Source organism: Stenotrophomonas sp. LST15-1-1.1 (assembly GCF_040815575.1).
Taxonomy (GTDB): domain Bacteria; phylum Pseudomonadota; class Gammaproteobacteria; order Xanthomonadales; family Xanthomonadaceae; genus Stenotrophomonas; species Stenotrophomonas lactitubi_B.
Genome location: NZ_JBFPNJ010000032.1, coordinates 62,177 through 83,784 on the forward strand (window position 1 = coordinate 62,177; position 21,608 = coordinate 83,784).

Annotated in this window: 21 protein-coding genes; 11 read left to right on the forward strand and 10 right to left on the reverse strand. The window is 66.4% G+C overall.

Going from position 1 to position 21,608, the window contains the following annotated elements:
* Positions 1 to 41 precede the first annotated feature (41 nt).
* Entirely contained in the window at positions 42 to 1,538 is a 1,497-nt protein-coding gene (locus MRBLST15_RS18100; RefSeq protein WP_265953780.1) for an ATPase domain-containing protein, read from the forward strand.
* On the forward strand, positions 1,528 to 3,582 hold the full coding sequence (locus MRBLST15_RS18105) for a PAS domain-containing protein (protein ID WP_367787191.1): 2,055 nt from the start codon (positions 1,528 to 1,530) through the stop codon (positions 3,580 to 3,582). Before MRBLST15_RS18100 ends, MRBLST15_RS18105 begins: the two co-directional genes overlap by 11 nt.
* A 93-nt stretch (positions 3,583 to 3,675) precedes the next feature.
* On the opposite strand, the gene MRBLST15_RS18110 is transcribed toward MRBLST15_RS18105, so the two are convergent.
* On the reverse strand, positions 3,676 to 4,707 hold the full coding sequence (locus tag MRBLST15_RS18110; RefSeq protein WP_100551788.1) for a LacI family DNA-binding transcriptional regulator: 1,032 nt from the start codon (positions 4,705 to 4,707) through the stop codon (positions 3,676 to 3,678).
* A gap of 281 nt (positions 4,708 to 4,988) precedes the next feature.
* Here MRBLST15_RS18110 and MRBLST15_RS18115 point away from each other — a divergent pair, with 281 nt between their 5' ends.
* The 5 genes from MRBLST15_RS18115 to MRBLST15_RS18135 all read left to right on the forward strand — a co-directional run bounded on the left by MRBLST15_RS18115 (position 4,989) and on the right by MRBLST15_RS18135 (position 9,705).
* On the forward strand, positions 4,989 to 5,564 hold the full coding sequence (locus MRBLST15_RS18115; protein ID WP_265953039.1) for a single-stranded DNA-binding protein: 576 nt from the start codon (positions 4,989 to 4,991) through the stop codon (positions 5,562 to 5,564).
* Between the two features lie 205 nt (positions 5,565 to 5,769).
* A complete protein-coding gene (locus tag MRBLST15_RS18120; protein ID WP_265953081.1) occupies positions 5,770 to 6,660 on the forward strand; it encodes a hydroxypyruvate isomerase family protein in 891 nt (296 codons plus the stop codon).
* A gap of 26 nt (positions 6,661 to 6,686) precedes the next feature.
* Entirely contained in the window at positions 6,687 to 8,372 is a 1,686-nt protein-coding gene (locus MRBLST15_RS18125) for a GMC family oxidoreductase (RefSeq protein WP_312704497.1), read from the forward strand.
* Positions 8,372 to 8,947: a gluconate 2-dehydrogenase subunit 3 family protein gene (locus tag MRBLST15_RS18130; protein ID WP_367787194.1), complete on the forward strand. Its 576-nt coding sequence runs from the start codon at positions 8,372 to 8,374 to the stop codon at positions 8,945 to 8,947. The genes MRBLST15_RS18125 and MRBLST15_RS18130 overlap by 1 nt, the downstream gene beginning before the upstream one ends.
* A complete protein-coding gene (locus MRBLST15_RS18135) occupies positions 8,932 to 9,705 on the forward strand; it encodes a 3-keto-disaccharide hydrolase (protein ID WP_367787196.1) in 774 nt (257 codons plus the stop codon). Before MRBLST15_RS18130 ends, MRBLST15_RS18135 begins: the two co-directional genes overlap by 16 nt.
* A 10-nt stretch (positions 9,706 to 9,715) precedes the next feature.
* On the opposite strand, the gene MRBLST15_RS18140 is transcribed toward MRBLST15_RS18135, so the two are convergent.
* From MRBLST15_RS18140 to MRBLST15_RS18160, 5 genes are read right to left on the reverse strand one after another with little or no spacing between them, the layout of a single operon-like run.
* Entirely contained in the window at positions 9,716 to 10,003 is a 288-nt protein-coding gene (locus MRBLST15_RS18140) for a c-type cytochrome (RefSeq protein ID WP_414716163.1), read from the reverse strand.
* 27 nt (positions 10,004 to 10,030) lie between these two features.
* A complete protein-coding gene (locus MRBLST15_RS18145; RefSeq protein ID WP_265953049.1) occupies positions 10,031 to 10,897 on the reverse strand; it encodes a sugar phosphate isomerase/epimerase family protein in 867 nt (288 codons plus the stop codon).
* 19 nt (positions 10,898 to 10,916) lie between these two features.
* Entirely contained in the window at positions 10,917 to 12,041 is a 1,125-nt protein-coding gene (locus tag MRBLST15_RS18150; protein ID WP_367787198.1) for a Gfo/Idh/MocA family protein, read from the reverse strand.
* Positions 12,042 to 12,053: 12 nt separating this feature from the next.
* Positions 12,054 to 13,271, reverse strand: coding sequence for a nucleoside permease (locus tag MRBLST15_RS18155; protein WP_367787200.1), 1,218 nt, complete (start codon positions 13,269 to 13,271; stop codon positions 12,054 to 12,056).
* Positions 13,272 to 13,298: 27 nt separating this feature from the next.
* Positions 13,299 to 14,351: a sugar phosphate isomerase/epimerase family protein gene (locus MRBLST15_RS18160; RefSeq protein WP_367787202.1), complete on the reverse strand. Its 1,053-nt coding sequence runs from the start codon at positions 14,349 to 14,351 to the stop codon at positions 13,299 to 13,301.
* A 95-nt stretch (positions 14,352 to 14,446) separates the two neighbouring features.
* On the opposite strand from MRBLST15_RS18160, the gene MRBLST15_RS18165 reads away from it, so the two are divergent.
* Entirely contained in the window at positions 14,447 to 15,454 is a 1,008-nt protein-coding gene (locus MRBLST15_RS18165; RefSeq protein WP_367787204.1) for a LacI family DNA-binding transcriptional regulator, read from the forward strand.
* A gap of 40 nt (positions 15,455 to 15,494) precedes the next feature.
* Here the strand turns inward: MRBLST15_RS18165 and MRBLST15_RS18170 are convergent, their stop codons facing one another.
* The 4 genes from MRBLST15_RS18170 to MRBLST15_RS18185 all read right to left on the reverse strand — a co-directional run bounded on the left by MRBLST15_RS18170 (position 15,495) and on the right by MRBLST15_RS18185 (position 17,910).
* The gene (locus MRBLST15_RS18170; protein ID WP_367787206.1) at positions 15,495 to 15,887 is read right to left on the reverse strand and encodes a DoxX family protein; all 393 of its coding nucleotides are present in this window, start codon (positions 15,885 to 15,887) and stop codon (positions 15,495 to 15,497) included.
* 134 nt (positions 15,888 to 16,021) lie between these two features.
* Entirely contained in the window at positions 16,022 to 17,044 is a 1,023-nt protein-coding gene (arsB, locus tag MRBLST15_RS18175) for an ACR3 family arsenite efflux transporter (protein ID WP_265953082.1), read from the reverse strand.
* Between the two features lie 14 nt (positions 17,045 to 17,058).
* Entirely contained in the window at positions 17,059 to 17,565 is a 507-nt protein-coding gene (locus MRBLST15_RS18180) for an arsenate reductase ArsC (protein ID WP_265953060.1), read from the reverse strand.
* Between the two features lie 15 nt (positions 17,566 to 17,580).
* The gene (locus tag MRBLST15_RS18185) at positions 17,581 to 17,910 is read right to left on the reverse strand and encodes an ArsR/SmtB family transcription factor (protein WP_367787208.1); all 330 of its coding nucleotides are present in this window, start codon (positions 17,908 to 17,910) and stop codon (positions 17,581 to 17,583) included.
* A gap of 17 nt (positions 17,911 to 17,927) precedes the next feature.
* On the opposite strand from MRBLST15_RS18185, the gene arsH reads away from it, so the two are divergent.
* From arsH to MRBLST15_RS18200, 3 genes are all read left to right on the forward strand, one after another.
* Complete coding sequence (gene arsH / locus MRBLST15_RS18190; RefSeq protein WP_367787210.1) at positions 17,928 to 18,659, forward strand: arsenical resistance protein ArsH; 732 nt, start codon at positions 17,928 to 17,930, stop codon at positions 18,657 to 18,659.
* An 88-nt stretch (positions 18,660 to 18,747) separates the two neighbouring features.
* Positions 18,748 to 19,773: an AI-2E family transporter gene (locus MRBLST15_RS18195; RefSeq protein WP_367787212.1), complete on the forward strand. Its 1,026-nt coding sequence runs from the start codon at positions 18,748 to 18,750 to the stop codon at positions 19,771 to 19,773.
* Between the two features lie 55 nt (positions 19,774 to 19,828).
* The gene (locus tag MRBLST15_RS18200; RefSeq protein WP_367787214.1) at positions 19,829 to 21,571 is read left to right on the forward strand and encodes a GGDEF domain-containing protein; all 1,743 of its coding nucleotides are present in this window, start codon (positions 19,829 to 19,831) and stop codon (positions 21,569 to 21,571) included.
* Positions 21,572 to 21,608 lie beyond the last annotated feature (37 nt).

Below are 21,608 nucleotides of genomic sequence, written 5' to 3' on the forward strand. Positions count from 1 at the left end.
CAGGGGCGCCGATACGCTCTGCCCCTCATACAGCGAAGTCAATGCGAGCGCGCATGCGGATCACAACCGGAATCGAAGGACTGGACAGCATCATTGGCGGCGGGCTGCCGCAGGCGAGGCTGTACCTGCTTGAAGGGCCACCGGGCTCCGGCAAGACCACGCTGTCCCTGCAGTTCCTGCTGGAAGGCCTGCGACGCGGCGAGCGCTGCCTGTACATCACGCTCTCGGAAACGGCCGAGGAGCTGCGCGAAGTCGCGTTGGCCCACGGTTGGTCGCTGGACGGCCTGCACCTGTTCGAGCTGGGTACGGCCGAAGGGGCGATGGGCAACGGCCGCCTGCAGTCGGTGCTGCACTCGTGGGAAATGGAGCTGGACGAGACGGTCAACCTGATCATGTCCAAGGTGGACAGCATCGGGCCGACGCGCGTCGTGTTCGATTCGTTGTCGGAACTGCGCCTGCTGGCACAGGATTCGCTGCGCTATCGCCGGCAGATCCTCGCACTCAAGCAGTTCTTCGCGCCCAAAAGCGCGACGGTGTTCCTGGTGGACGACCTGACGTCCACCGGCGATGAGCGCGATGGCCAGCTGCACAGCCTGTGCCACGGCGTGCTGTCGCTGGAACGCCTGACCCTGGACTTCGGCCCTGCGCGGCGGCGGATGCAGGTGCAGAAGCTGCGTGGCGTCGATTTCGTGGCCGGTTACCACGACATGGTGATCCGTCGTGGCGGCGTGCAGATTTTCCCGCGCCTGATCGCCTCCGAGCATCACGGCCGGTTCGTCGGAACGCCCATCAGCAGCGGCGTGGCCGAGATCGATCGGTTGTTGGGCGGTGGACCGCTGCGCGGTACCTCCACGCTGTTGACCGGTCCTGCCGGCAGCGGCAAGACCAACGTGGCACTGCAATACGTCTGGGCCGCCTGCGAGCGTGGTGAGCGCAGCTGCATCTTCGAATTCGACGAGCGGGTCGGCACGCTGCTGGCACGCGCGTCCGCGCTGGACATCGACCTGGACAAGCACCTGCGTTCGGGCCTGCTGGAAATCCTGCAGATCGATCCTGCGGAAATATCGCCCGGCGAGTTCTCCTGGAACCTGCGCAAGGCCGTGGAAGAACGCGACTGCAGCGTGCTGGTGATCGACAGCCTCAACGGTTATGTGACCGCCATGCCGCAGGAAAAACAGCTGATGCTGCAGCTGCACGAGATGCTGTCCTACCTGAACCAGAAAGGCGTGGCGACCTTCATGATCAACCCGCAGCATGGGCTGGTTGGCACCATGTCCACCGGCAGCCTCAACGTGTCCTACATCGCGGATGCGGTGGTGCTGTTCCGCTTCTTCGAAGCCAAGGGACGCATCCGCAAGGCGATCTCGGTGATCAAGAACCGCGGCGGTGCGCACGAAGACACCATCCGCGAATTGAAGATCGACGGGCGCGGCATCACGGTCAGCGCCGCGCTGGCCGATTTCCAGGGCATCCTCACCGGCACCCCCGAATTTGTCGGCGACAGCGCGGCGCTGCTGGGCCAGTCCAATGTCCGATAGCGATGATGGCGGCACGGTTGTCCGCATCGTTGCTCCCTTCGGCCGCGATGCCGACAGCATTGCGGCGGTGCTGGCCAACGCGGGTCTGAAACCGCACATCGCCCCCGGTCTGGAGGCATTGGCCCGCCAGCTCGATGACTGCACCGGGCTGGTGGTGGTGACCCAGGAAGCAGTGGCGCGCGACAGCGAAGCGCTGCTGCAGGCGCTGCAGCAGCAGCCGGCCTGGTCGGACATTCCGTTCATTCTGCTGCGCTCGGCGCGTTCCTACCGGCGTTCCACCCGCGAACCGCTGCTGCCCGGCTCGATCAACGTGGTGGAGATGGACCGGCCGCTGGGCAGCATGTCGCTGCTCAGCGCAGTGCAGGGTGCGCTGCGTGCACGCGCGAAGCAGTTCGTGGTGCGCGACCAGGTCACCGCATTGGCTGATGGCCGCGCGGCGCTGGCGCGCAGCGAATCGGAGCTGCGCCTGATCGCCGACGCGATGCCGGTGCTGATCGCGTTCGTGGACCGCGCGCTGTGCTTCCGCTTTGCCAACAAGGCTTACGAAAGCTGGTTCGAACTGGCTACGGGCGACGTGATCGGCAGGCATGTGCGCGAGGTCATCGGCGAGCCGGTATGGCAGCAGCGTCGGCCGGCGATGGAAGCGGCATTGGTCGGCCGCGAGGCGGTGTTCGAGATCGTCTGGCCGCATCGTGTGTACGGTCGCCGGGACTGTGAAGTGCGTTACTCGCCGCGCCGGGATGCCGATGGTCGCATCGACGGCTTCCATGTGTTCGTCACCGATATCACCGCTGCCAAGCTGGCCCTTGCCAGCAGCCAACAGCACGCGCACGCGCTGGAGGCGATGGTGGCCGAGCGTACCCGTGAGCTGGAAGCGCAGATGGCGGCGCGCGAGGCCAGCGACGCCGCACTGCGGCAGTCGCAGAAGATGGAAGCGATCGGTCAGCTGACCGGCGGCATCGCCCACGACTTCAACAACATGCTGACCGGCATCCTGTCCGCGTTGGACATCGTTCGGCTGCGCCTGGACATGGGCCGGGTCGACGACCTCGAACGTTTCCTCGACACTGCCACCGCCTCGGCCCAGCGTGCCGCGGCACTGACCCAGCGCCTGCTGGCGTTCTCCCGGCGGCAGTCGCTGGATGCGCGGCCGGTGGAGATCAACACGCTGCTGGTTTCGGTGCAGCACCTGCTGCACAGCACCCTGGGGGAAGCGGTGCGTATCCGCGCCGAGCCCTCACCGCTGCCGTTGCACGCCACGCTGGATGCCAACCAGTTCGAGAGTGCGCTGTTGAACCTGGCCATCAATGCACGCGATGCGATGCCGCACGGGGGGGATCTGACCCTGCGCGCATCGGCGGTCAGCGTTCGCGAAGGTCAATACACGGCCGTGCCCGCAGGCGACTACGCGATGGTGGCGGTGGCCGACACCGGCGCCGGCATGGCGCCGGAAGTGGTGGAACGCGCGTTCGAGCCCTTCTTCACCACCAAGCCCATCGGCAAGGGCACGGGCCTGGGCATGTCCATGGTGTACGGCTTCATGCAGCAGTCCGGTGGCCATATCGCCATCCAGTCCAACCTGGGCGAGGGCACGACGGTGCTGTTGTTCATTCCGTTGTCGGAAGCCGTGGCGGAGGACGAGCCTGCGGCCGCGCAGCCGATCCGGCGTGGTGCCGGCCAGTCCATCCTGGTGGTGGAGGATGACGAGCAGGTACGGATGCTGGTGACGGTGGTGCTGGAGGACCTGGGGTATCACGCTCAGGTGGTGGGCGATGCCGATGCGGCCATCCCGATCCTGGCCTCGGCGCAGACCATCGACCTGCTGGTCACCGATGTCGGGCTGCCGGGGCTCAACGGCCGCCAGCTCGCGGAAATCGCGCGCCAATCGCGGCCAGCGTTGCCGATCCTGTTCATGACCGGCTATGCGGAAAAGGCGCAGGAGCGCGCGGCCTTCCTCGATGAGGGCATGGCGATGATCGCCAAGCCTTTCCTGCTGGATGAGTTCAGCATGGCGGTACGCACAGCGATGCCCGGCGGCGCGTAGCGCTCCAGGCCTTGTAGAGCCGAGCCCATGCTCGGCTGCGGTTGGCTTTGCTTCTCATGCATTTTGCCGAGCATGGCTCGGCACTACAGGAGGCTACGCGCGCAGCGACGACTCGCGCACCACCAGCTTCACCGGAATGCTCTGGCCTTCCACCGGCTGCCGGCCGATCAGCGCCAGCAGCTTCTCCACCAGCAGCTGGCCGGCCTGCTTGGTGTCCTGCTGCACGGTGGTCAGCGGCGGCGACACCGAGGCCGCCAGCGGGATGTCATCAAAGCCGGTCACCGCCACGTCCTGCGGCACCCGCAATCCCTGCTCGCGCAGGGCGCGCACCGCGCCGATCGCAATCAGGTCGCTGGCCGCGCAGATCGCATCGATGGAACGGTGCTGGGCCAGCAGTGCCAGGCAGGCCTCATGACCGGATGCCTCGGTGGTGATCGCATCGTGCTGCAGCGCCGGGTCGGCGGCCAGCCCATGCGCACGCAGCGCTTCGACGTGGCCGCGATAGCGCTCCTGGAATTCCGGGTAGTGGCTGGACGCGTGGCCGAGGAACGCGATGCGGCGGCAGCCCTGTTGCAGCAGGTGGGCAGTGATGTCATGTCCGCCCTGGAAATTGTCGCTGCCGATCGACACGCCGGGCTGGCCAGGCAGGGCCGCGCCCCAGCGCACGAAGTGCGTGCCCTGTTCCACCAGACGTTGCAGGCGGTCGCGCGACTCGTGGTAGTCGCCGTAGCCGAGCAGGATGATGCCATCGGCCTTGTTGCTGTCTTCGTAATCGGCCTGCCAGTCGGTGGACAGCTGCTGGAAGGACACCAGCAGGTCCTGCCCGTGCAGCGCGCAAGCGCGGGTGATCGAGCCCAGCATCGAGTGGAAGAACGGGTTGATCAGCGAGTCGTCATTGGTCGGGTCCTCGAAGAACAGCAAGGCCAGGGTGCCGGCATTGCGCAGGCGCAGGCTGGAGGCGTTCTTGTCGACCTTGTAGTTCAGCTCGCGGGCGATGCGCAGGATGCGCTCGCGGGTCTCGGCGTTGACCATCGGGCTGCCGCGCAGGGCCCGCGACACCGTGGGCTGGGAGACCCCGGCCAGGTGGGCGATGTCCAGGGAGGTGGCTTTGCCTTTGATGGTCATGGGGGCCGGAAGGGGGATGATCGGGGAATGATGCCATGCGGCGCCGTTGGGCTGGCGCCGGCGCCAGGGCAGGGTGAGCGCAGGACCCTGCGACAGGGCTTCGGGCCCGATTCCGGCCCCGTCCGGGCGCTTTCCTGACCCAGGTGTCGGCCAAGGGGATGGTAAGATGCCCCGTTCTTGCATCCCCCAAATTTCCCGGGGGCGACCCCAGCGCTCTGCACCCCCGGCCGGGGACGTGCTATCACTGGCGGCCTGCCCCTGGACAACGGACGAAGGTACCTATGGCGCGCGGCATCAACAAAGTCATCCTGGTCGGCAACCTCGGCAACGACCCGGACGTGAAGTACACCCAGGGCGGCATGGCGATCACCCGCATCAGCCTGGCCACCACCAGCGTCCGCAAGGACAAGGATGGCAACCAGCAGGAGCGTACCGAGTGGCACCGCGTGGTGTTCTTCGGCAAGCTCGGCGAGATCGCCGGCGAGTACCTGCGCAAGGGCAGCTCGGTCTACGTCGAAGGCAGCCTGCGTTACGACAAGTACACCGGCCAGGACGGCGTGGAGAAGTACTCCACCGACATCATCGCCGACGAAATGCAGATGCTGGGCGGCCGCGGTGAAGGCGGCGGTGGCGGCGGCGGTGGCAATTTCAGCGGCGGCGAGCGTCCGCAGCGCCAGCAGGCCCCGCGCCAGGAGTACGGCGGCGGTGGCGGTGGCAACGCGCGTGGCGGCCAGGGCGGTGGTTACAACCAGGGCGGCAACCAAGGCGGCGGCTACGGCCAGCAGCGTCCGCAGCAGCAGCCGCAGCAGTCGGCGCCGCCGATGGACGACTTCGCTGATGACGATATTCCGTTCTGATCGAACGCTCGTCAGCAGGAAGAGCGAAAGCCCCGCGTATGCGGGGCTTTTCTTTTTTCCAGGGTCCCCTGCCGACGTTGTGCCCCGCAGCATCCGCTTTCTTGCACTGCGTCTTGCAAAAAAACAATTTCCTCCCCTATGGTGCAATCGATTGCATTGCGGCGAAATCGTTGCGTTTGATACCGGTTGGGAGGCCGGAAAGTGGATGTCCATCCATTCGATCAGACCGGGCCCGGGGCTCACGCGGCGCGATGCGCTGCGCATCGCGGTTGCCGGCAGTCTCGGCCTCGGCGCCGCGGGCGTTCTGCCTGCGTTTGCAGCCACTGCGCCGCTCAAGGGCAACCTGAAGCATTCCGTGGCCCGCTGGACCTTCCCGCAGCTGTCGATCGCCCAGCTTTGCCAGACGGTGAAGGGCATCGGGTTTGCTGCCATCGATCTGGTGGGCCCGGAGGACTGGCCCACGCTGAAGGTCCATGGCGTAAACAGCTCGATGTGCAACGGCGCCGAGCTGGGTCTCACCAAGGGCTTTGCCGGCCGCGAGTTCCACGATCAGCTGGTGGAGCGCTATACGCGGCATATCGATCTGGTCGCCGATGCCGGCCATCGCAATCTCATCTGCTTTTCCGGCAACCGCAACGGCATGGACCCGCAGGAGGGCATGGCCAACGCCGAGGCTGGCCTCAAGCGCATTCTCGGGCATGCCGAGAAACGTGGCGTGGTGCTGGTGATGGAGCTGCTCAACTCCAGGGTCGATCATCACGATTACCTGTGCGACCACTCCGCCTGGGGCGTGGAGCTGTGCAAGCGGCTTGGCTCGGACAACTTCGGCCTGCTGTACGACATCTACCACATGCAGATCATGGAGGGCGACATCATCGCCACCATCGGCAAACACCATGCCTGCTTCAAGCACTACCACACCGCCGGCGTGCCTGGACGGCATGAGATCGGGGACCAGCAGGAGCTCAATTACCCCGCCATCTGTCGCGCGATCCGCGACACCGGTTTCGATGGTTATCTGGCGCAGGAATTCATGCCTGCAGCGCCGGATCCCGTCGGCTCGCTGCGCGAGGCGATCCGCCTCTGCGACGTCTGAAACGATATCCACCAGGTGAGAGATCCATGGCAGACAATCATTACGACGCCATCGTTGTTGGCTCGGGAATCAGTGGCGGTTGGGCGGCGAAGGAACTGACCGAGAAGGGCCTGAAGGTCCTGATGCTGGAACGCGGACGCAACATCGAGCACGTCAAGGACTACGTCAATGCGATGAAGGAGCCGTGGGATTTCCCGCATCGCAACCGTCCTACACAGGCGATGAAGGCTGCCTTCCCGGTATTGATGCGCGACTACGCGCTGGCCGAGAACCTGCAGGGGATGTGGGCCGACGAACAGGAATCGCCCTACATCGAGACGAAACGATTCGACTGGTTCCGCGGCTACCACGTGGGTGGCCGTTCGCTGATGTGGGGCCGACAGAGCTATCGTTTCTCCGACTTGGATTTTGAGGCGAACCTCAAGGACGGCATCGCCACCGATTGGCCCATCCGCTACGCCGACATCGCCCCCTGGTACGACCATGTGGAGAAGTTCGCCGGCATCGCCGGCACGCGCGAAGGGTTGGATGTGTTGCCGGATGGCGAGTTCCTGCCGCCGATCCCGTTGAACATCGTCGAAAAGGACGTGGCCGCGCGGATACAGAAAGCCTTCGGCGGAACGCGGCATATGATCCACTCGCGCACAGCGAACATCACCAAGCCCATGCCCGAGCAGGGCCGCGTCAACTGCCAGTACCGCAACAAGTGCATCCTCGGCTGTCCCTTCGGCGCCTATTTCTCCACCCAGGCGGCGACACTGCCGGCGGCGATGAAGACCGGCAACCTGACCTTGCGGCCGTTCTCGATCGTCAAGGAAGTGCTCTACGACAAGGACCGCAAGCGAGCGCGTGGCGTGGAGATCATCGACGCAGAGACCGGCCAGACCTACCAGTACACGGCCAAGGTCATCTTCCTCAACGCGTCCTCCTTCAACTCGACCTGGCTGCTGATGAACTCGGCCACCGACGTGTGGGAAGGCGGGCTGGGCTCTTCGTCCGGCGAGCTGGGGCACAACGTGATGGACCATCATTTCGGTGCGGGCGCGTCCGGCCGGGTCGAAGGCTTCGAGGACAAGTACTACTTCGGTCGTCGCCCCTGCGGCTTCTACATTCCCCGCTTCCGCAACGTGGCCGCTGACAAGCGCGGTTACCTGCGTGGTTTTGGCTACCAGGGCGGCGCCAGCCGCACGGGGTGGTCGCGCGAGATCGCCGAGCTGAACATCGGTGCCGACCTGAAGGAGGCGCTGACCGTTCCTGGTGACTGGCGCATCGGCATGACCGGCTTCGGTGAAATGCTGCCGCACCACGGCAACACGATCCGCCTGGACCACGACCGCAAGGACAAGTGGGGGCTGCCGGTGCTGGCGATGGACGTAGCCATGCGCGCCAACGAACTGGCGATGCGCAAGGACATGGCCGCCGATGCCGCCGAGATGCTGGAGGCGGCTGGCGTCAAGGACGTGGAGATGCACGACAACGACTACGCCCCGGGCAAGGGCATCCATGAGATGGGGACCGCGCGCATGGGCCGTGACCGCAGGACGTCCGTGCTGAACCAGCACAACCAGGTATGGGATGCGCCCAACGTCTATGTGACCGACGGTGCCTGCATGACCTCCAGCGCCTGCGTGAATCCCTCGCTGACCTACATGGCGCTGACCGCACGGGCCGCCGACCACGCCGTGCGTGAACTGAAAGCGGGGAATCTCTGATGGACCGCCGCGAACTGCTGAAGATGATCGTTGCCGCAACCGGTGCGGCGATGGTCGGCCTGCCTGCGCTTGTCCATGGGCAGGCGCCTGCTGCCGGTACGAAGCGCCACTTCTCCGACGCCGATGTCGGCACGCTGGACGAGATCGCCGAGACCATCCTGCCGCGGACGAAAACGCCGGGGGCGAAGGACGTAGGCGCCGGTGCGTTCATGGCGACCTTCGTCAGCGACTGCTACACCGCCCGGCAGCAGGCGACATTCCGCGCCGGCCTGGCCGATATCGACAAACGCGCCGGTGGCCGCTTCGTTTCACTTGCGCCGGAGGCCCGAACCGAGCTGCTGCGCGCGCTGGATGCAGAGGCCAGGAAGCACGCGGTCGAGGTGACCGAAACCGGCACGGCCGAGGCAGGAGAGCCGATGCCGCATTACTTCACGATGTTCAAGCAGCTCACCATCTTCGGTTTCTTCACCTCCAAGGTCGGCGCGACCGAAGTGCTGCGTTACGTCGCGGTGCCGGGCCGCTATGACGGCGACCTCGCCTATGTTCCCGGCACGCCCGCATGGGGGACCGGCTGATGGATAACACCATGAAGATCGCGCCTCTCTTGATCGCCGCCGGCGTGCTGGCCGCTGCACCGGCGTTCGCGCAGGCCAACACCGATCCCGCGCGCGATCCAGCGAAGACCGAGGTGTGGACGCCCGTGCCTGCAACCGTGGCTACGCCTGCGGGCAAGGCCCCGTCCGACGCGATCGTGCTGTTCGATGGCAAGGATGTTTCCGCCTGGGAGGCGGAGCAGGGCGGGCGTGTGCCTTGGAAGGTTGCCGATGGCGCGCTGACCATCGTGCCGGGCAGCAAGGGCATCCGCACCAGGCAACGTTTCTGCGACATACAGTTGCATGTCGAATGGCGCACGCCCACCGATACGAAGGGCTTCGACGGCCAGAACCGGGGCAACAGCGGTATCTTCCTGCAGGAGCTGTATGAGCTGCAGGTGCTCGACAGTTACAACAACCCGACCTATGCCAACGGCCAGGCGGGCTCGATCTACAAGCAGGCCATGCCACTGGTGAACGCTTCGCGTGCACCGGGGCAGTGGCAGGCCTACGACATCCTCTGGAAGGCGCCGCGCTTCTCGCCGGGCGGCGGGCTCATCTCGCCCGCGCGCATCACCGTGCTGCACAACGGCGTGCTGGTGCAGGACGATACCGTGCTGGCGGGCAAGACCGAGTACATCGGCGCACCCTCGTACTCGCCACATGCGTGTGCGCCGATCCATCTGCAGGAGCATGATTCCAAGGTCAGCTACCGCAACATATGGGTGCGCGAACTGTAGCGCTGGCGTTCTACTTCGCCAGGAAACTGGTGATGTCGTCGATCTCCTGCTGCGACAGCTGGGAGAAGGGCGGCATCAGTCCGCCGCCCTTCCTGATCTTGTCCTTGATCTGTGCCGGCTGCAGCCGCTTGCTGACGTCAGTCAGCGCGGGGAACGCGCCCGGCATGCCCGCACGGTCCGCGCCATGGCAGGCCGTGCAGTTCGCGGTGTAGAGCTTTGCACCGGCGGCAGGGTCGTCCTTGCACCATGCCGTGGTTGCCAGCGTCGCCCCACAGAGAATCACAGCCACTTTCAGCATCGTTTTCAATCAGGACTCCTTCGCGTACTAGCGCTGCGCGCTGGCTGGCAGGCGGGGGGACAGGTGTTCACGTAGGTAGTCCGCGCCGGTCTGGATGACCTTGGCCGGATCGCGTGGCTGGTCGTGCTCGAGGATGTACCAGTGCACGCCGGCCGCTGCGGCGGCTGGCAGGATCGCGCGCCAGTCCAGCACACCCTGGCCGACGGCAGCGAAGCCGCCCTCGTCTTCGGCCTGGCCCTTGGCTGCATTGTCCTTGGCGTGTACCGCGAACAGTCGGCCGCGGAACTTGCCGAGCATCACCGCCGGGTCGAGACCCGCACGCGCGACCCAGGCCAGGTCCAGCTCAGTCTGCAGGTCCGGCCCGGCCGCTGCGAACAGCAGTTCCAGCCCGGTCCGGCCATTGAAGTCGACCAGTTCGAAGTCATGGTTGTGGTACGCCAGGCGCATGCCCTTGGCGCGTACCTGTTTGGCGATCCGGCCCAGTTCCTGGCCCAGCGCGGTCCAGCCCGCGGCGTCTGTCGGCCGATCCTTCGCGTCCAGGTAAGGCACCACCAGGGTGGTGTTGCCGATCGACCGGTTGAAGGCCACCACGCCGGCCAGGTCCTTGCGCAGCTCGGCCAGTTGCACGTGGGAGGAAATCGCCTTGATCGAATACCGGTCCAGCAACTGCTTGAGTTCGGTGGCGCTGACCCCCTGCGTGCCCACTGTTTCCACCGCGTGCACGCCGGCGTCGTGGACGATCTTCAACTGCTGGTCGAGCGGGCCGGCGTTGCGCAGGGTGTACATCTGCACCGCGATAGGCTGCTGCGGGCTTGCTGCTTCGCGTGCGAAGCCGGGCAGGGCAGCAAGCAGCAGCAGTGCGAGGGTTGCGGCTCTACGAACAGGGGTGTTCATCAAAAGATCCTCCGGGGATTCAACCGATGGCAGTCCAGGCGCGCGTCCTGGCCGATGCAATGACACGATCGACAATCTGCGCCGAGCGAACGCCGTCTTCGAAGGTGGGCAGGCCCTCAGGCCGTTCGCCTTCGATGGCGCGATAGGTATCAGCAACAAATGCTTCGAAACAATGGCCGTAGCCCTGCGCATGCCCGGCCGGCAACAGCGACAGCCGGCGCTGTTCGGCACTGCCGGCGCCGGGACCACGCACGAAGATTTCCTCGCGCTGGTCGGGCAGGCCGATCCACAGCCGCTCGGCGTCCTCCTGGTTGAACGCAACACTGGCCCTGGCACCATCGATCTCGAACCAGAGGCGGTTGTGGCGTCCGGCCGATACCTGGCTGACCGTCAACGACGCCAGCGTGCCGGCGCCGGTCTTGAACATGGCCGCCGCCACGTCCTCACTCGCCACCGCCTGCATCGCGCCGCCGGCAACCGCTGTGGTGAAGCTCTGCCCGGTGTCGGTGCTACGTTCGGCGATCACCGTGTCGAACGCCGCGCTGACCTCAGTGAATCGCTCGCCGCTGACCCATTCCACCAGGTCGCACCAGTGCGAGCCGATGTCGGCAAACACGCGCGATGTACCGCCCAGTGCCGGGTCCACGCGCCAGTTGTTGCTGGCCGGGTCCAGCAGCCAGTCCTGCAGGTAGCTCCCATGGATCAGGTGCAGTGGCCCCAGTTCGCCCTGCGCGATGCGTGCGCGCGCCTCGCGGACCACCGGGTGGTAGCGGTAGACGAAGGGCACCGTGGCGATCAGTCCGGTCGAGGCAGCCAGTGCCGCCAGCGCCTGCGCATCCTCCAGCGTGGTCGCCAGCGGCTTCTCGCAGATGACATGCTTGCCGGCTTCCAGCGCGGCCTGGGCCAAGGAGCGGTGCAGGTGGTTGGGCGTGCAGACGTGCACGACCTGCACCTGTGGATCGGCGACCACCTCCTCGATGTCCCGATAGGCACGCGGAACACCCCACGACTGCGCCACCTCAAGCGCGCGTTGCGGGGAGGAGGAGGCCACGCCACGGATATCGGCGCCGGCCAGCAGTGCCGCGCGACGATGCACGGCACCGATCATGCCCGTGCCGACGATGGCGATTCCAGGTGTGGGCATCGGTTGAGATCCTCAGCGGGTGGAAGGCGCGGCCGCGACCACCGGCTGGTCGCGGAACAGCAACAGGAAGGCGATCAGCACGACCAGCGCGACGCCTGCGGGGAACAGCCAGATCCGTTGCCAGTCCGGGCCCGCGGCGGTGGTGTAGTGCTCCACCACCGCGCCGGACAGGAACGTGCCGATCAACATGCCCACGCCGTACGTGGCCAGGGTGATGAAGCCCTGCGCGCTGCTGCGCGCGGCCGGGCCGGCATGCGCATCGGTGTAGATCTGGCCGGTGACGAAGAAGAAGTCGTAGCAGATGCCGTGCAGCACGATGCCGATCACCAGCAGGGAGAAGCCGCCGCCCGCATCGCCAAAGGCGAACATGGCATAGCGCACCACCCACGCGGCCATGCCTACCGCCAGCATCGTCTTCACCCCCAGCCGCACGAACAGGAACGGCATGGCCAGCATCAGCAGCACTTCGGAGACCTGCCCCAGGGATTGCAGGCCGGCCGCGCCGCGCACGCCCAGGTCGTTGAGGTACGGGTTGGTGAAGTTGTAGTAGAACGACAGCGGGATGCAGATGGCGATGGAGGCCAGGAAGAACACCAGGTAGGAGCGCGACTTCAACAGCCGCAGCGAATCCAGCCCGAGGATCTGCCCCAGCCCGGCGTCGCGCTGCTGCGCCAACGGCGGTGTGTGCGGCAGGGTGAACGCGTACAGACCGAGGGCCAGCGACGCCATCGCCGCCATCCGGAAGGTCAACTCAAGCCGGTGCGCCTGCTCCCAGCCCAGCCAGCCGATCAGCACACCAGCCACGATCCAGCCGATGCTGCCGGCCACGCGCACCGGGGGAAATTGTTTCTCGGGCGATTGCATGTGCCGCATCGCCACGCTGTTGGCCAATGCCAGCGTCGGCATGAACAGCAACATGTAGCCCATCACGCAGGCGAAGAACGTGTTGAAGTCCGTCGCCGTGGACGCCAGCCACATCAGCGCCGCGCCGGCCAGGTGAAGTATCGCGAGGATGCGCTGCGCCGCGAAGTAGCGATCGGCGATCAGGCCGACCAGGAAGGGGGCCACGATGGCGCCGATCGATTGGCTGAGGAAGGCCGTCGCCACCTGGCTTGCGCTGGCCTGCAACGGGCCCTGCACCAGGTAGGTGCCAAGGGTCACGAACCACGCGCCCCAGATGAAGAACTGCAGAAACATCATCGCGCCCAAGCGCGACATCGCGTGCGTCATGGCTTGCCCTCCCGGGGCGGTAATGGCTCAGATTCCCAGCATGCGGTGCAGTGATTGCGGGTCCGTGCCGCTGTCGGCGAAATCATCAAAGGCGCGTTCGGTCACGCGGATGATGTGGTCACGGATGAAGGGTGCACCCTCGCGCGCGCCGTCTTCCGGGTGCTTCAGGCAGCACTCCCACTCCAGCACTGCCCAGCCGGGAAAGTCGTACTGCGCGAACTTCGAGAAGATCGCCTTGAAATCGATCTGGCCATCGCCGAGCGAGCGGAATCGGCCGGGACGATCGATCCAGTCCTGGTAGCCGCCATACACGCCACTGCTGGCACTGGCGTGGTACTCGGCGTCCTTGACGTGGAAGATGCCGATGCGCGCGTGGTAGCGGTCGATGAAGCCGAGGTAGTCCATCTGCTGCAGCAATAGATGGCTGGGGTCGTACAGGATCTTTGCGCGGGGATGGTGGTCCACCGTGTCGAGGAAGCGCTCGAAGGTCGCGCCATCGTGCAGGTCTTCGCCCGGATGGATCTCGAAGCACAGGTCCACGCCGCAGGCGTCGAACGCATCCAGGATGGGGCGCCAGCGGCGGCCGAGTTCGGCAAAGGCTTCTTCCACAAGACCAGGCGGGCGTTGCGGCCAGGGGTAGAAGTAGGGCCAGGCCAGCGCCCCGGAGAACGTGGCATGCGCGGTCAGCCCCAGGCGTTGGCTGGCCTTGGCGGCCAGCAGCAGCTGCTCCACCGCCCAGGCCTGGCGGGCGGCAGGATCACCGCGTTTGTCCGGCGGCGCGAATCCGTCGAACAGCGCGTCATAGGCGGGATGGACGGCGACCAGCTGCCCCTGGAGGTGGGTGGACAGCTCGGTGATCTGCACGCCATGTCCGGCCAGCATGCCGGCGATGTCGTCGCAGTACGCCTGGCTGCGCGCCGCCTCGGCCAGATCGAACAGGTGGGGCGCGCTGGTCGGCACTTGTAGGCCAGAATAGCCCAGGCCCGCGGCCCACCCGGCCAGCGTGTCCAGCCGATCAAAAGGAGCTGTGTCGCCGATGAACTGCGCCAGGAACAGCGCTGGACCCTTGAGCGTCTTCAACGTGATTCGCCCTCGATGCAATCGATTGCATTATCCTAGCAGGGGCTCACGCAGGACCTGTTGTGCACTGCACAGCGGACAGAAGAACTAACGCCATGGCGACCATCTACGACATCGCAAAGCTTGTCGGCGTCTCTGCCGGGACGGTGTCGCGCGCACTTTCCCGGCCGGACAAAGTCCTGCCCGCCACGCGTACGCGCATCGAACAGGCCGCTGCGGCGCTGGGCTATGTTCCCAACACGGTTGCCAGGACGCTCAAGACCCAGCGCAGCGGCAAGATCCTGGTCACCGTCCCGGATATCGCCAATCCCTTTTTCGCGCAGATCCTGCAGGGTGCGGAGGACGCAGCGCAGGCCATCGGTTACGCCGTGCTGCTGGGCGATACCCAGAACCTGCCCGAGCGCGAGGAGCGCTACGCACAGATGCTCCGGCGCAACGAGGCCGATGGCCTGATCGTGCTGGGGCATCGCCTGCCGCCGACGGCCCGCGATATCGTCGAGCAACGGGGGGCCGCTGCACCGGTGGTCAACGGCTGCGAGTTCGACCCCGCGCTGGGCATTCCCAGCGTCCACATCGACAACGCCGCCGCCGCGCGCGCGGTGATGGAGCACCTGTACGGCCTGGGGCATGAGCGGATCGCCGTGGTAGGCGGGCCGCCCGACAATCCGCTGCACACGCAACGGCTGGAAGGGGTTCGCGCCGCCGGCAGGGCGCGTGGCCGCCTGCGCCACCTCAGCGTCGTGCCGGGTGACTTTTCCGTGGAGTCCGGCCATGCGGCCGCGTTGGCACTGTTGGCCGTCGCGCCGGCGCCCACTGCGATCTTCTGCTTCAGCGACCAGATGGCGCTGGGCACCCTGGCAGCCTGCCGGGATCTGGGCGTCCGCGTGCCTGATGACCTGTCCATCGTCGGCTTCGACGACCTGGCGTCATCGCGTTACCTGACGCCTCCGTTGACGACCATCAGGCAGCCGATGCGCGAGATCGGCGAGCGCGCAGTCAATCTGCTGCTCGCCATCATCGAACAGGTCGATGTGCCGCGCCAGCAGACGCTGGAGTTCAGCCTGATGGTGCGAGGCTCGACGGCATCGCCGAAGAAGGGGTGAGGGCGATGGCGGCGCGGCATGATGCCGCGCCTTCGCTGCCTCAGGGCTTGCCGCGCTTCGCGTCCACGCTGTAGCGTCCCGGACCGCTGCAGGCCAGCAGCAGGAAGCCGCCGGCGATGGCCAGATTCTTCAGGAACATGATCTGCTGCACCTGGTCTGCCAGCTGGTGGTGGAAGATGAAGGCCGTGACCAGGCTGAAGGCGGCCAGCACCGCTGCCACTGCCCGGGTCTGGAAGCCGAACAGGATGCACAGTGCCGTGCCGATCTCGAACAGGATGGTGGGCCACAGCAGGATGCCGGGAAGACCCATCGCCGTCATGTAGCCCTGTGTCGCCGCCGGGTCGGACAGCTTGCCCAGGCCGGATACCAGGAACAGCAGCATCAGCAGACCGCGGGCGGCCAGCTTCGCAAGAGAGTGAAGTGATGTGTTCACGGCAACGTCCTCGGGGTCGTCAGGGCGGGTGGATCGTCGAGAACCTGTGGCCATCGAAGCCCATCACGGGTGAAGTCGGTGTTGAGGCCTGCTGAGCTGGAAGCCCGCGGACAGGCGTACGGCGCGGTCCTGCCTCAGCGGCGCTCATACCAGCCGCGCGACGCATTGACGATGCGCACCACCGACAGCATCACCGGCACTTCGATCAGCACGCCGACCACCGTCGCCAGCGCCGCACCGGAATGCACGCCGAACAGGCCCACGGCGGTGGCCACGGCCAGCTCGAAGAAGTTGCTGGCACCAATCAGCGCCGAAGGACCGGCCACGCAGTGGGCGACCCCCAGGCGTCGATTGAGCAGGTAGGCCAGCCCTGAGTTGAAGTAGACCTGGATCAGGATCGGCACCGCGAGGATGGCGATGACCAGTGGCTGCCGCACGATCTGCTCGCCCTGGAAGCCGAACAGCAGCACCAGCGTCAGCAGCAGCGCCAGCAGCGAAACCGGCCCCAGCTTTCGTAGTGCGGACTGCAGGCCGGTCTGCCCGCTGCGGGCCAGCAGCCAGCGCCGCAGCAGTGCCGCCACCAGTACCGGCGCGATGATGTACAGCGACACCGACAGCAGCAGCGTGTCCCACGGCACGCTGATCGCCGACAGGCCCAGCAGCAATGCCACTACCGGTGCATAGGCCACCACCATGATCGCGTCGTTCAATGCCACCTGGCTGAGGGTGAAATTGGCATCACCACGGCACAGGTTGCTCCACACGAACACCATGGCGGTGCAGGGCGCCGCTGCCAGCAGGATCAGACCTGCGATGTAGCTGTCGACCTGTGCGGCGGGCAGCGCATCGGCAAACACGTGGCGCAGGAAGAACCAGCCCAGCAGTGCCATCGAGAACGGCTTGACCGCCCAGTTGATGAACAACGTCACGCCGATGCCTTTCCAGTGCTGGCCGAGCTGGCGCATCGCACTGAAATCAACCTTCAGCAGCATCGGGATGATCATCAACCAGATCAGCACCGCGATGGGCAGGTTGACCTTGGCCACCTCCGCCGACGCCAGCGCTGCAAATGGCTGCGGCAGCGCGTGGCCAAGCAGGGTGCCGGCCACGATGCACAGCGCCACCCACAGCGTCAGGTAGCGCTCGAACAACCCCATCGGTGCCGGCGCGCTCACGCCTGACCGTCCCCGGGTTGCACGAAGCCGATGCGATCCAGCGCGTCTTTCAACTGCCCGCGATCTGACCAGGTGGCTGCGGGCAATGCCAGCAGCGCCAGCAATCGTGCCTTGACGATGGCATGCGCCTGCGCGAACGCGGTCGCCTTGTCATCCGCGCTGCCCTCGACGGCGGCCGGATCGGGCAAGCCCCAGTGCGTACGCACGAAGTCGCCGAACACCACCGGGCACGCCTCGGCGGCCGCGGCATCGCAGACGGTGATCACCAGGTCCATCGGCGCGCCATCAGCAAACTCGTCCCACGATTTGCTGCGCAGGCCTGCGGTGGCGATGCCCTCGGCCTGCAACTGGGCAAGGGCGAATGGATTGACCGCGCCGGCCGGCTGGCTGCCGGCGCTGAACACCTCGAAGCGGTGGCCGGCCCACGCCCGCAGCGTGGCTTCGGCAAGAACACTGCGGGCGGAATTGCCCGTGCACAGGAACAGGACGCGTTGGGTGGTCACGAAGTGGATCTCCGGTCAGCAGGCGCAATCAGGGGACGTCGGGCTGCAGGCCGGGTCGGGCGAGCCTGCGCAGCAGTTGTGGGTCAGGTAATCGATCAGGCCGGTCATGGCACTGAAGTTGGCGCGGTAGCAGACGTTGCGGCCCTGGCTCTCGCTCTCGACCAGCCCGGCCTGCAGCAGCTCCTTCAAGTGGAAGCTGAGCGTGGCCGGCGGCACCTGCAGGGCGCTGCCGATGTCGCCGGCCATCCGGCCAGCCGGGCCGGCCTCCACCAGCAACCGGAACGCGGCCAGGCGGGTGGCATGTCCAAGAGCGGCAAGGGCGACGATTGCATTTTTCGTTTCCATATTTCTAGAATAGTCGAATGAATGAATCCATCGCAAGTGCCGCCCTCCCGAACCTGGCCGAAGCCTCGCTTCCCCAGCCCGACCCGACCCTGCTGGGCGACGGCCACGCGCACCCGCCGCGCATCCTGCTGCTGTATGGCTCGCTGCGCCCGCAGTCGTTCAGCCGCAAGCTGGCGTTGGAGGCCGAGCGCCTGCTGCGCCACCTCGGCTGCGAGACCCGGGTGTTCGATCCGCATGCGCTGCCCATGCTCGACAGCGTCGGCGCCGATCACCCTGAAGTGCAGCGCCTGCGCGCGTGGTCGCAGTGGTCCGAAGGCCAGGTCTGGATCAGCCCGGAGCGCCACGGCACGGTCACCGGCGTGTTCAAGAACCAGATCGACTGGCTGCCGCTGGAAGATGGCAGCGTGCGCCCGACGCAGGGCAGGACGCTGGCGGTGATGCAGGTCAGTGGCGGTTCGCAGTCGTTCAACACGGTCAACACGCTGCGCGTGCTGGGGCGATGGATGCGCATGCTGACCATCCCCAACCAGTCGTCGGTGGCCAAGGCATGGCAGGAGTTCGACGAGAACGGGCGGATGAAACCCTCGGCGTACTACGACCGGGTGGTGGATGTGATGGAGGAGCTGGTCAAGTTCACCCTGCTCACGCGGGATCGTTCGGACTACCTGGTGGATCGCTACAGCGAGCGCAAGGGTGATCAGGAAGCGGCCGCACTGGCGCGCTTGGCAGGGGCGGTGGTCGCACGTTGACGGCAGGCGGCGGCCGCAGGGATGCGCGCGTGCGCGGGCGCGTCACCTCAATCCACTACCATGGGCCACCCCTACAGGATGTGCCCCGATGTCCCTTGTCATCCCGACCCTGCCCGAGCCTCCCGCCGCACGCATCGCCGCCTGGCTGATGATGCTGCTGGGCATGTGGCTGGCACTGAAGCTTGGCCTGGTGGTGACCCTGCTGTCGGGCCTGCTGGTGTTCCAGCTGACCCATGTGCTGGCCTCCACCGTGGAAGGCAAGCTGCGTCCCGGGCGGGCGAGGGCGATCGCAGTGATCGTGCTGTCGGCGGTGATCATCGGCGTGCTGGTGCTGGCCGGTATCGGCGTGGCCGCGTTCTTCCGCAACGAGACCGGTGGCCCTGACGTGCTGCTGGCGCGGTTGATGGACATCCTCAACACCTCCCGGCACCAGGTGCCGGCCCTGCTGCAGCCCTACATCCCCGAAGACCTGACGGCACTGCGTGCGGCCGTCAACGACTGGGCCGCGGAACACCAGCGCCAGCTGGGCGTGGCCGGCACGTCAGTGGTGCAGGTGGGGGTGCGCATACTGATCGGCATGGTGCTGGGCGCGATGATCGCGCTGTACGACGAACTGCCGCTGCCGAAGATGGGCCCGCTTGCGCAGGAACTGATCGGCCGCACCAGCCGCCTGGCCACCGCGTTCCGCCAGGTGGTGTTTGCCCAGGTCAAGATCTCGCTGCTCAACACCGTGTTCACTGCCATCTTCCTGCTGGGCGTGCTGCCGCTGTTCGGCGTGCACCTGCCGCTGTCGAAGACGCTGGTGCTGATCACCTTCCTGGCTGGACTGCTGCCGGTGGTGGGCAACATCATCTCCAACACCATCATCGCCATCGTCGCGCTGTCGGTGTCGTTCTATGTGGCCGTGGCTGCGCTGCTGTACCTGGTGGTGATCCACAAGCTGGAGTACTTCCTCAACGCGCGCATCGTCGGCGGCGAGATCCAGGCACGCGCCTGGGAACTGCTGCTGGCCATGCTGGTGATGGAAGCGGCGTTCGGCCTGCCCGGGCTGGTAGCCGCGCCGGTGTTCTACGCCTACGTGAAGCGTGAACTGGTGGACCAACGCTGGATCTGACCCGCTTTCACCCGGGCAGAGCGCTACACTGATCCGCACGCCAGGGGATACATCGATGGGCCGCAGGGCATCGCCAAACGGACTGCAGACCTGGCTCTGGATCCTCGCAGGCCTGTTCGTGCTGTGCACGCTGCCGCTGATGGTCATTGCGCTGGTGCAGGGTACGCAGCGCTTTACCGAAGCCGAGGCCAACCTGGTCAGCCTGCGGCAGCTGAGGCAGACCTTCGAACTGGCCAATCTGGTGTCGGCCGAGCGCGGACCGGCGAACAGCCTGCTCGGCGCCGACAGCGCCGATGCGCAGGAGCAGCGCCGGCTGGCCGCGCAGCTGGTGGTTGCCCGGCAGCGGGTGGATGCAGCGACGCAGCACCTGCAGAACGTGTTCCAGACCGATCCGCGGGTGGTGGACGAAACACCGCGCCTGCATGAAGCGCGGCGGCGGCTGCAGACCGCGCGTGCTGCGGTGGACAGGGCGGCCGCACTGCCCAGGAGCGAGCGCTCGGCAGAGGATGTAGAGCACGCGATCAACAGCATGTTCGCGGTGTACGACCGGCTGCAGGCGCTGACCTCGGTGCAGATCAGCGACCTGGTCGCGGCTGATCGCGAAGCCGCGATTCCTGCCATGCAGGGGCAGATCCTGATCGACCTGCGCGAGCACGGTGGCCGCCTGGCATCGAACGTGATGGCGCCACTGGCGGTGCCCGGCGCGTGGCGCGAGCCGCAGGTGCGCGCTGCGCAACAGACCGAGGGCCGCCTGCTGGAGCTGTGGCGGTTGGCCGCCAGCCACGAATCGGTGTTCCGCAGCGAGCCGACGCTGTCCTGGCATTGGGACATGGCGCGCCGGCAGTTCTTCGGCCAGTCGCTGCCGATGGTGGAACAGCTGATCGACGATGGCCGGCGCGGCGTATCGCCCCCCTGGACGGCGGCCGAGTTCACCGCGCGCTACGTGCCCACTCTGCAATCGCTGGAAGCGCTGCGCGATGGTTACCTCGGCGTTTCGATCGCGCGCTTCGAGCACACCCGCAACAAGGAAGCGGTACGCCTGGCTGTGCTGGCCGCCACGGTGCTGGGGACAGTGCTGCTGCTTGCGCTGGCACTGCGCATCGCCCACGTGCAGATCCTGCGGCCATTGCTGCAGGCGCAGGCACAGGTGATCCAGATCGCCTCTGACGCGCCGGGTGCGGAGCAGCGTGCCACCCACCCGATGGCAGAAATGCAGCGCCTGTTCGATGCCATCGAGGTACTGCGGGCGAAGTCGCACCAGCGCTCGGCATTGACCCGTGAGCTGCGTGAGCTGGCCGATACCGATCAGCTGACCGGCCTGTTGAACCGGCGCTCGCTGGAGCAACAGGTACGACAGCGGCATGCCGATGGAAGCACGCAGGCGGTGGTGATTCTGCTGGACGTGGATCATTTCAAAGCGATCAACGATGGGCAGGGCCATGCGGCCGGCGACGATGTGCTGGTGCAGGTGGCGCAGTTGCTGCGCAGCCACCTGCGCCGCAACGACAGCGTCGCCCGTTATGGCGGCGAGGAATTCCTGGTGCTGCTGGCCGATGGTGGTCTGGCCAGTGGCCGGCGGTTGGCCGAGTCGCTGCGGGTGGCACTACGCGGAAAGGACGTCGTGTTGAGCAATGGCGACATCGTGCGGGTTACTGCCAGCTTCGGCGTCGCCCAGGGCGCGCTTGACCCGATCGGCTGGCACGCGCTGGTTCGTGCTGCTGACACGGCCATGTACGCGGCCAAAGCGCTGGGCCGCGACCGGGTGCAGGTGGCTACGGGTGGGCGTGCGGTACGCTGAGGATAGCCTCGTTCATCGTCAGCGCACGTGCTGCTGC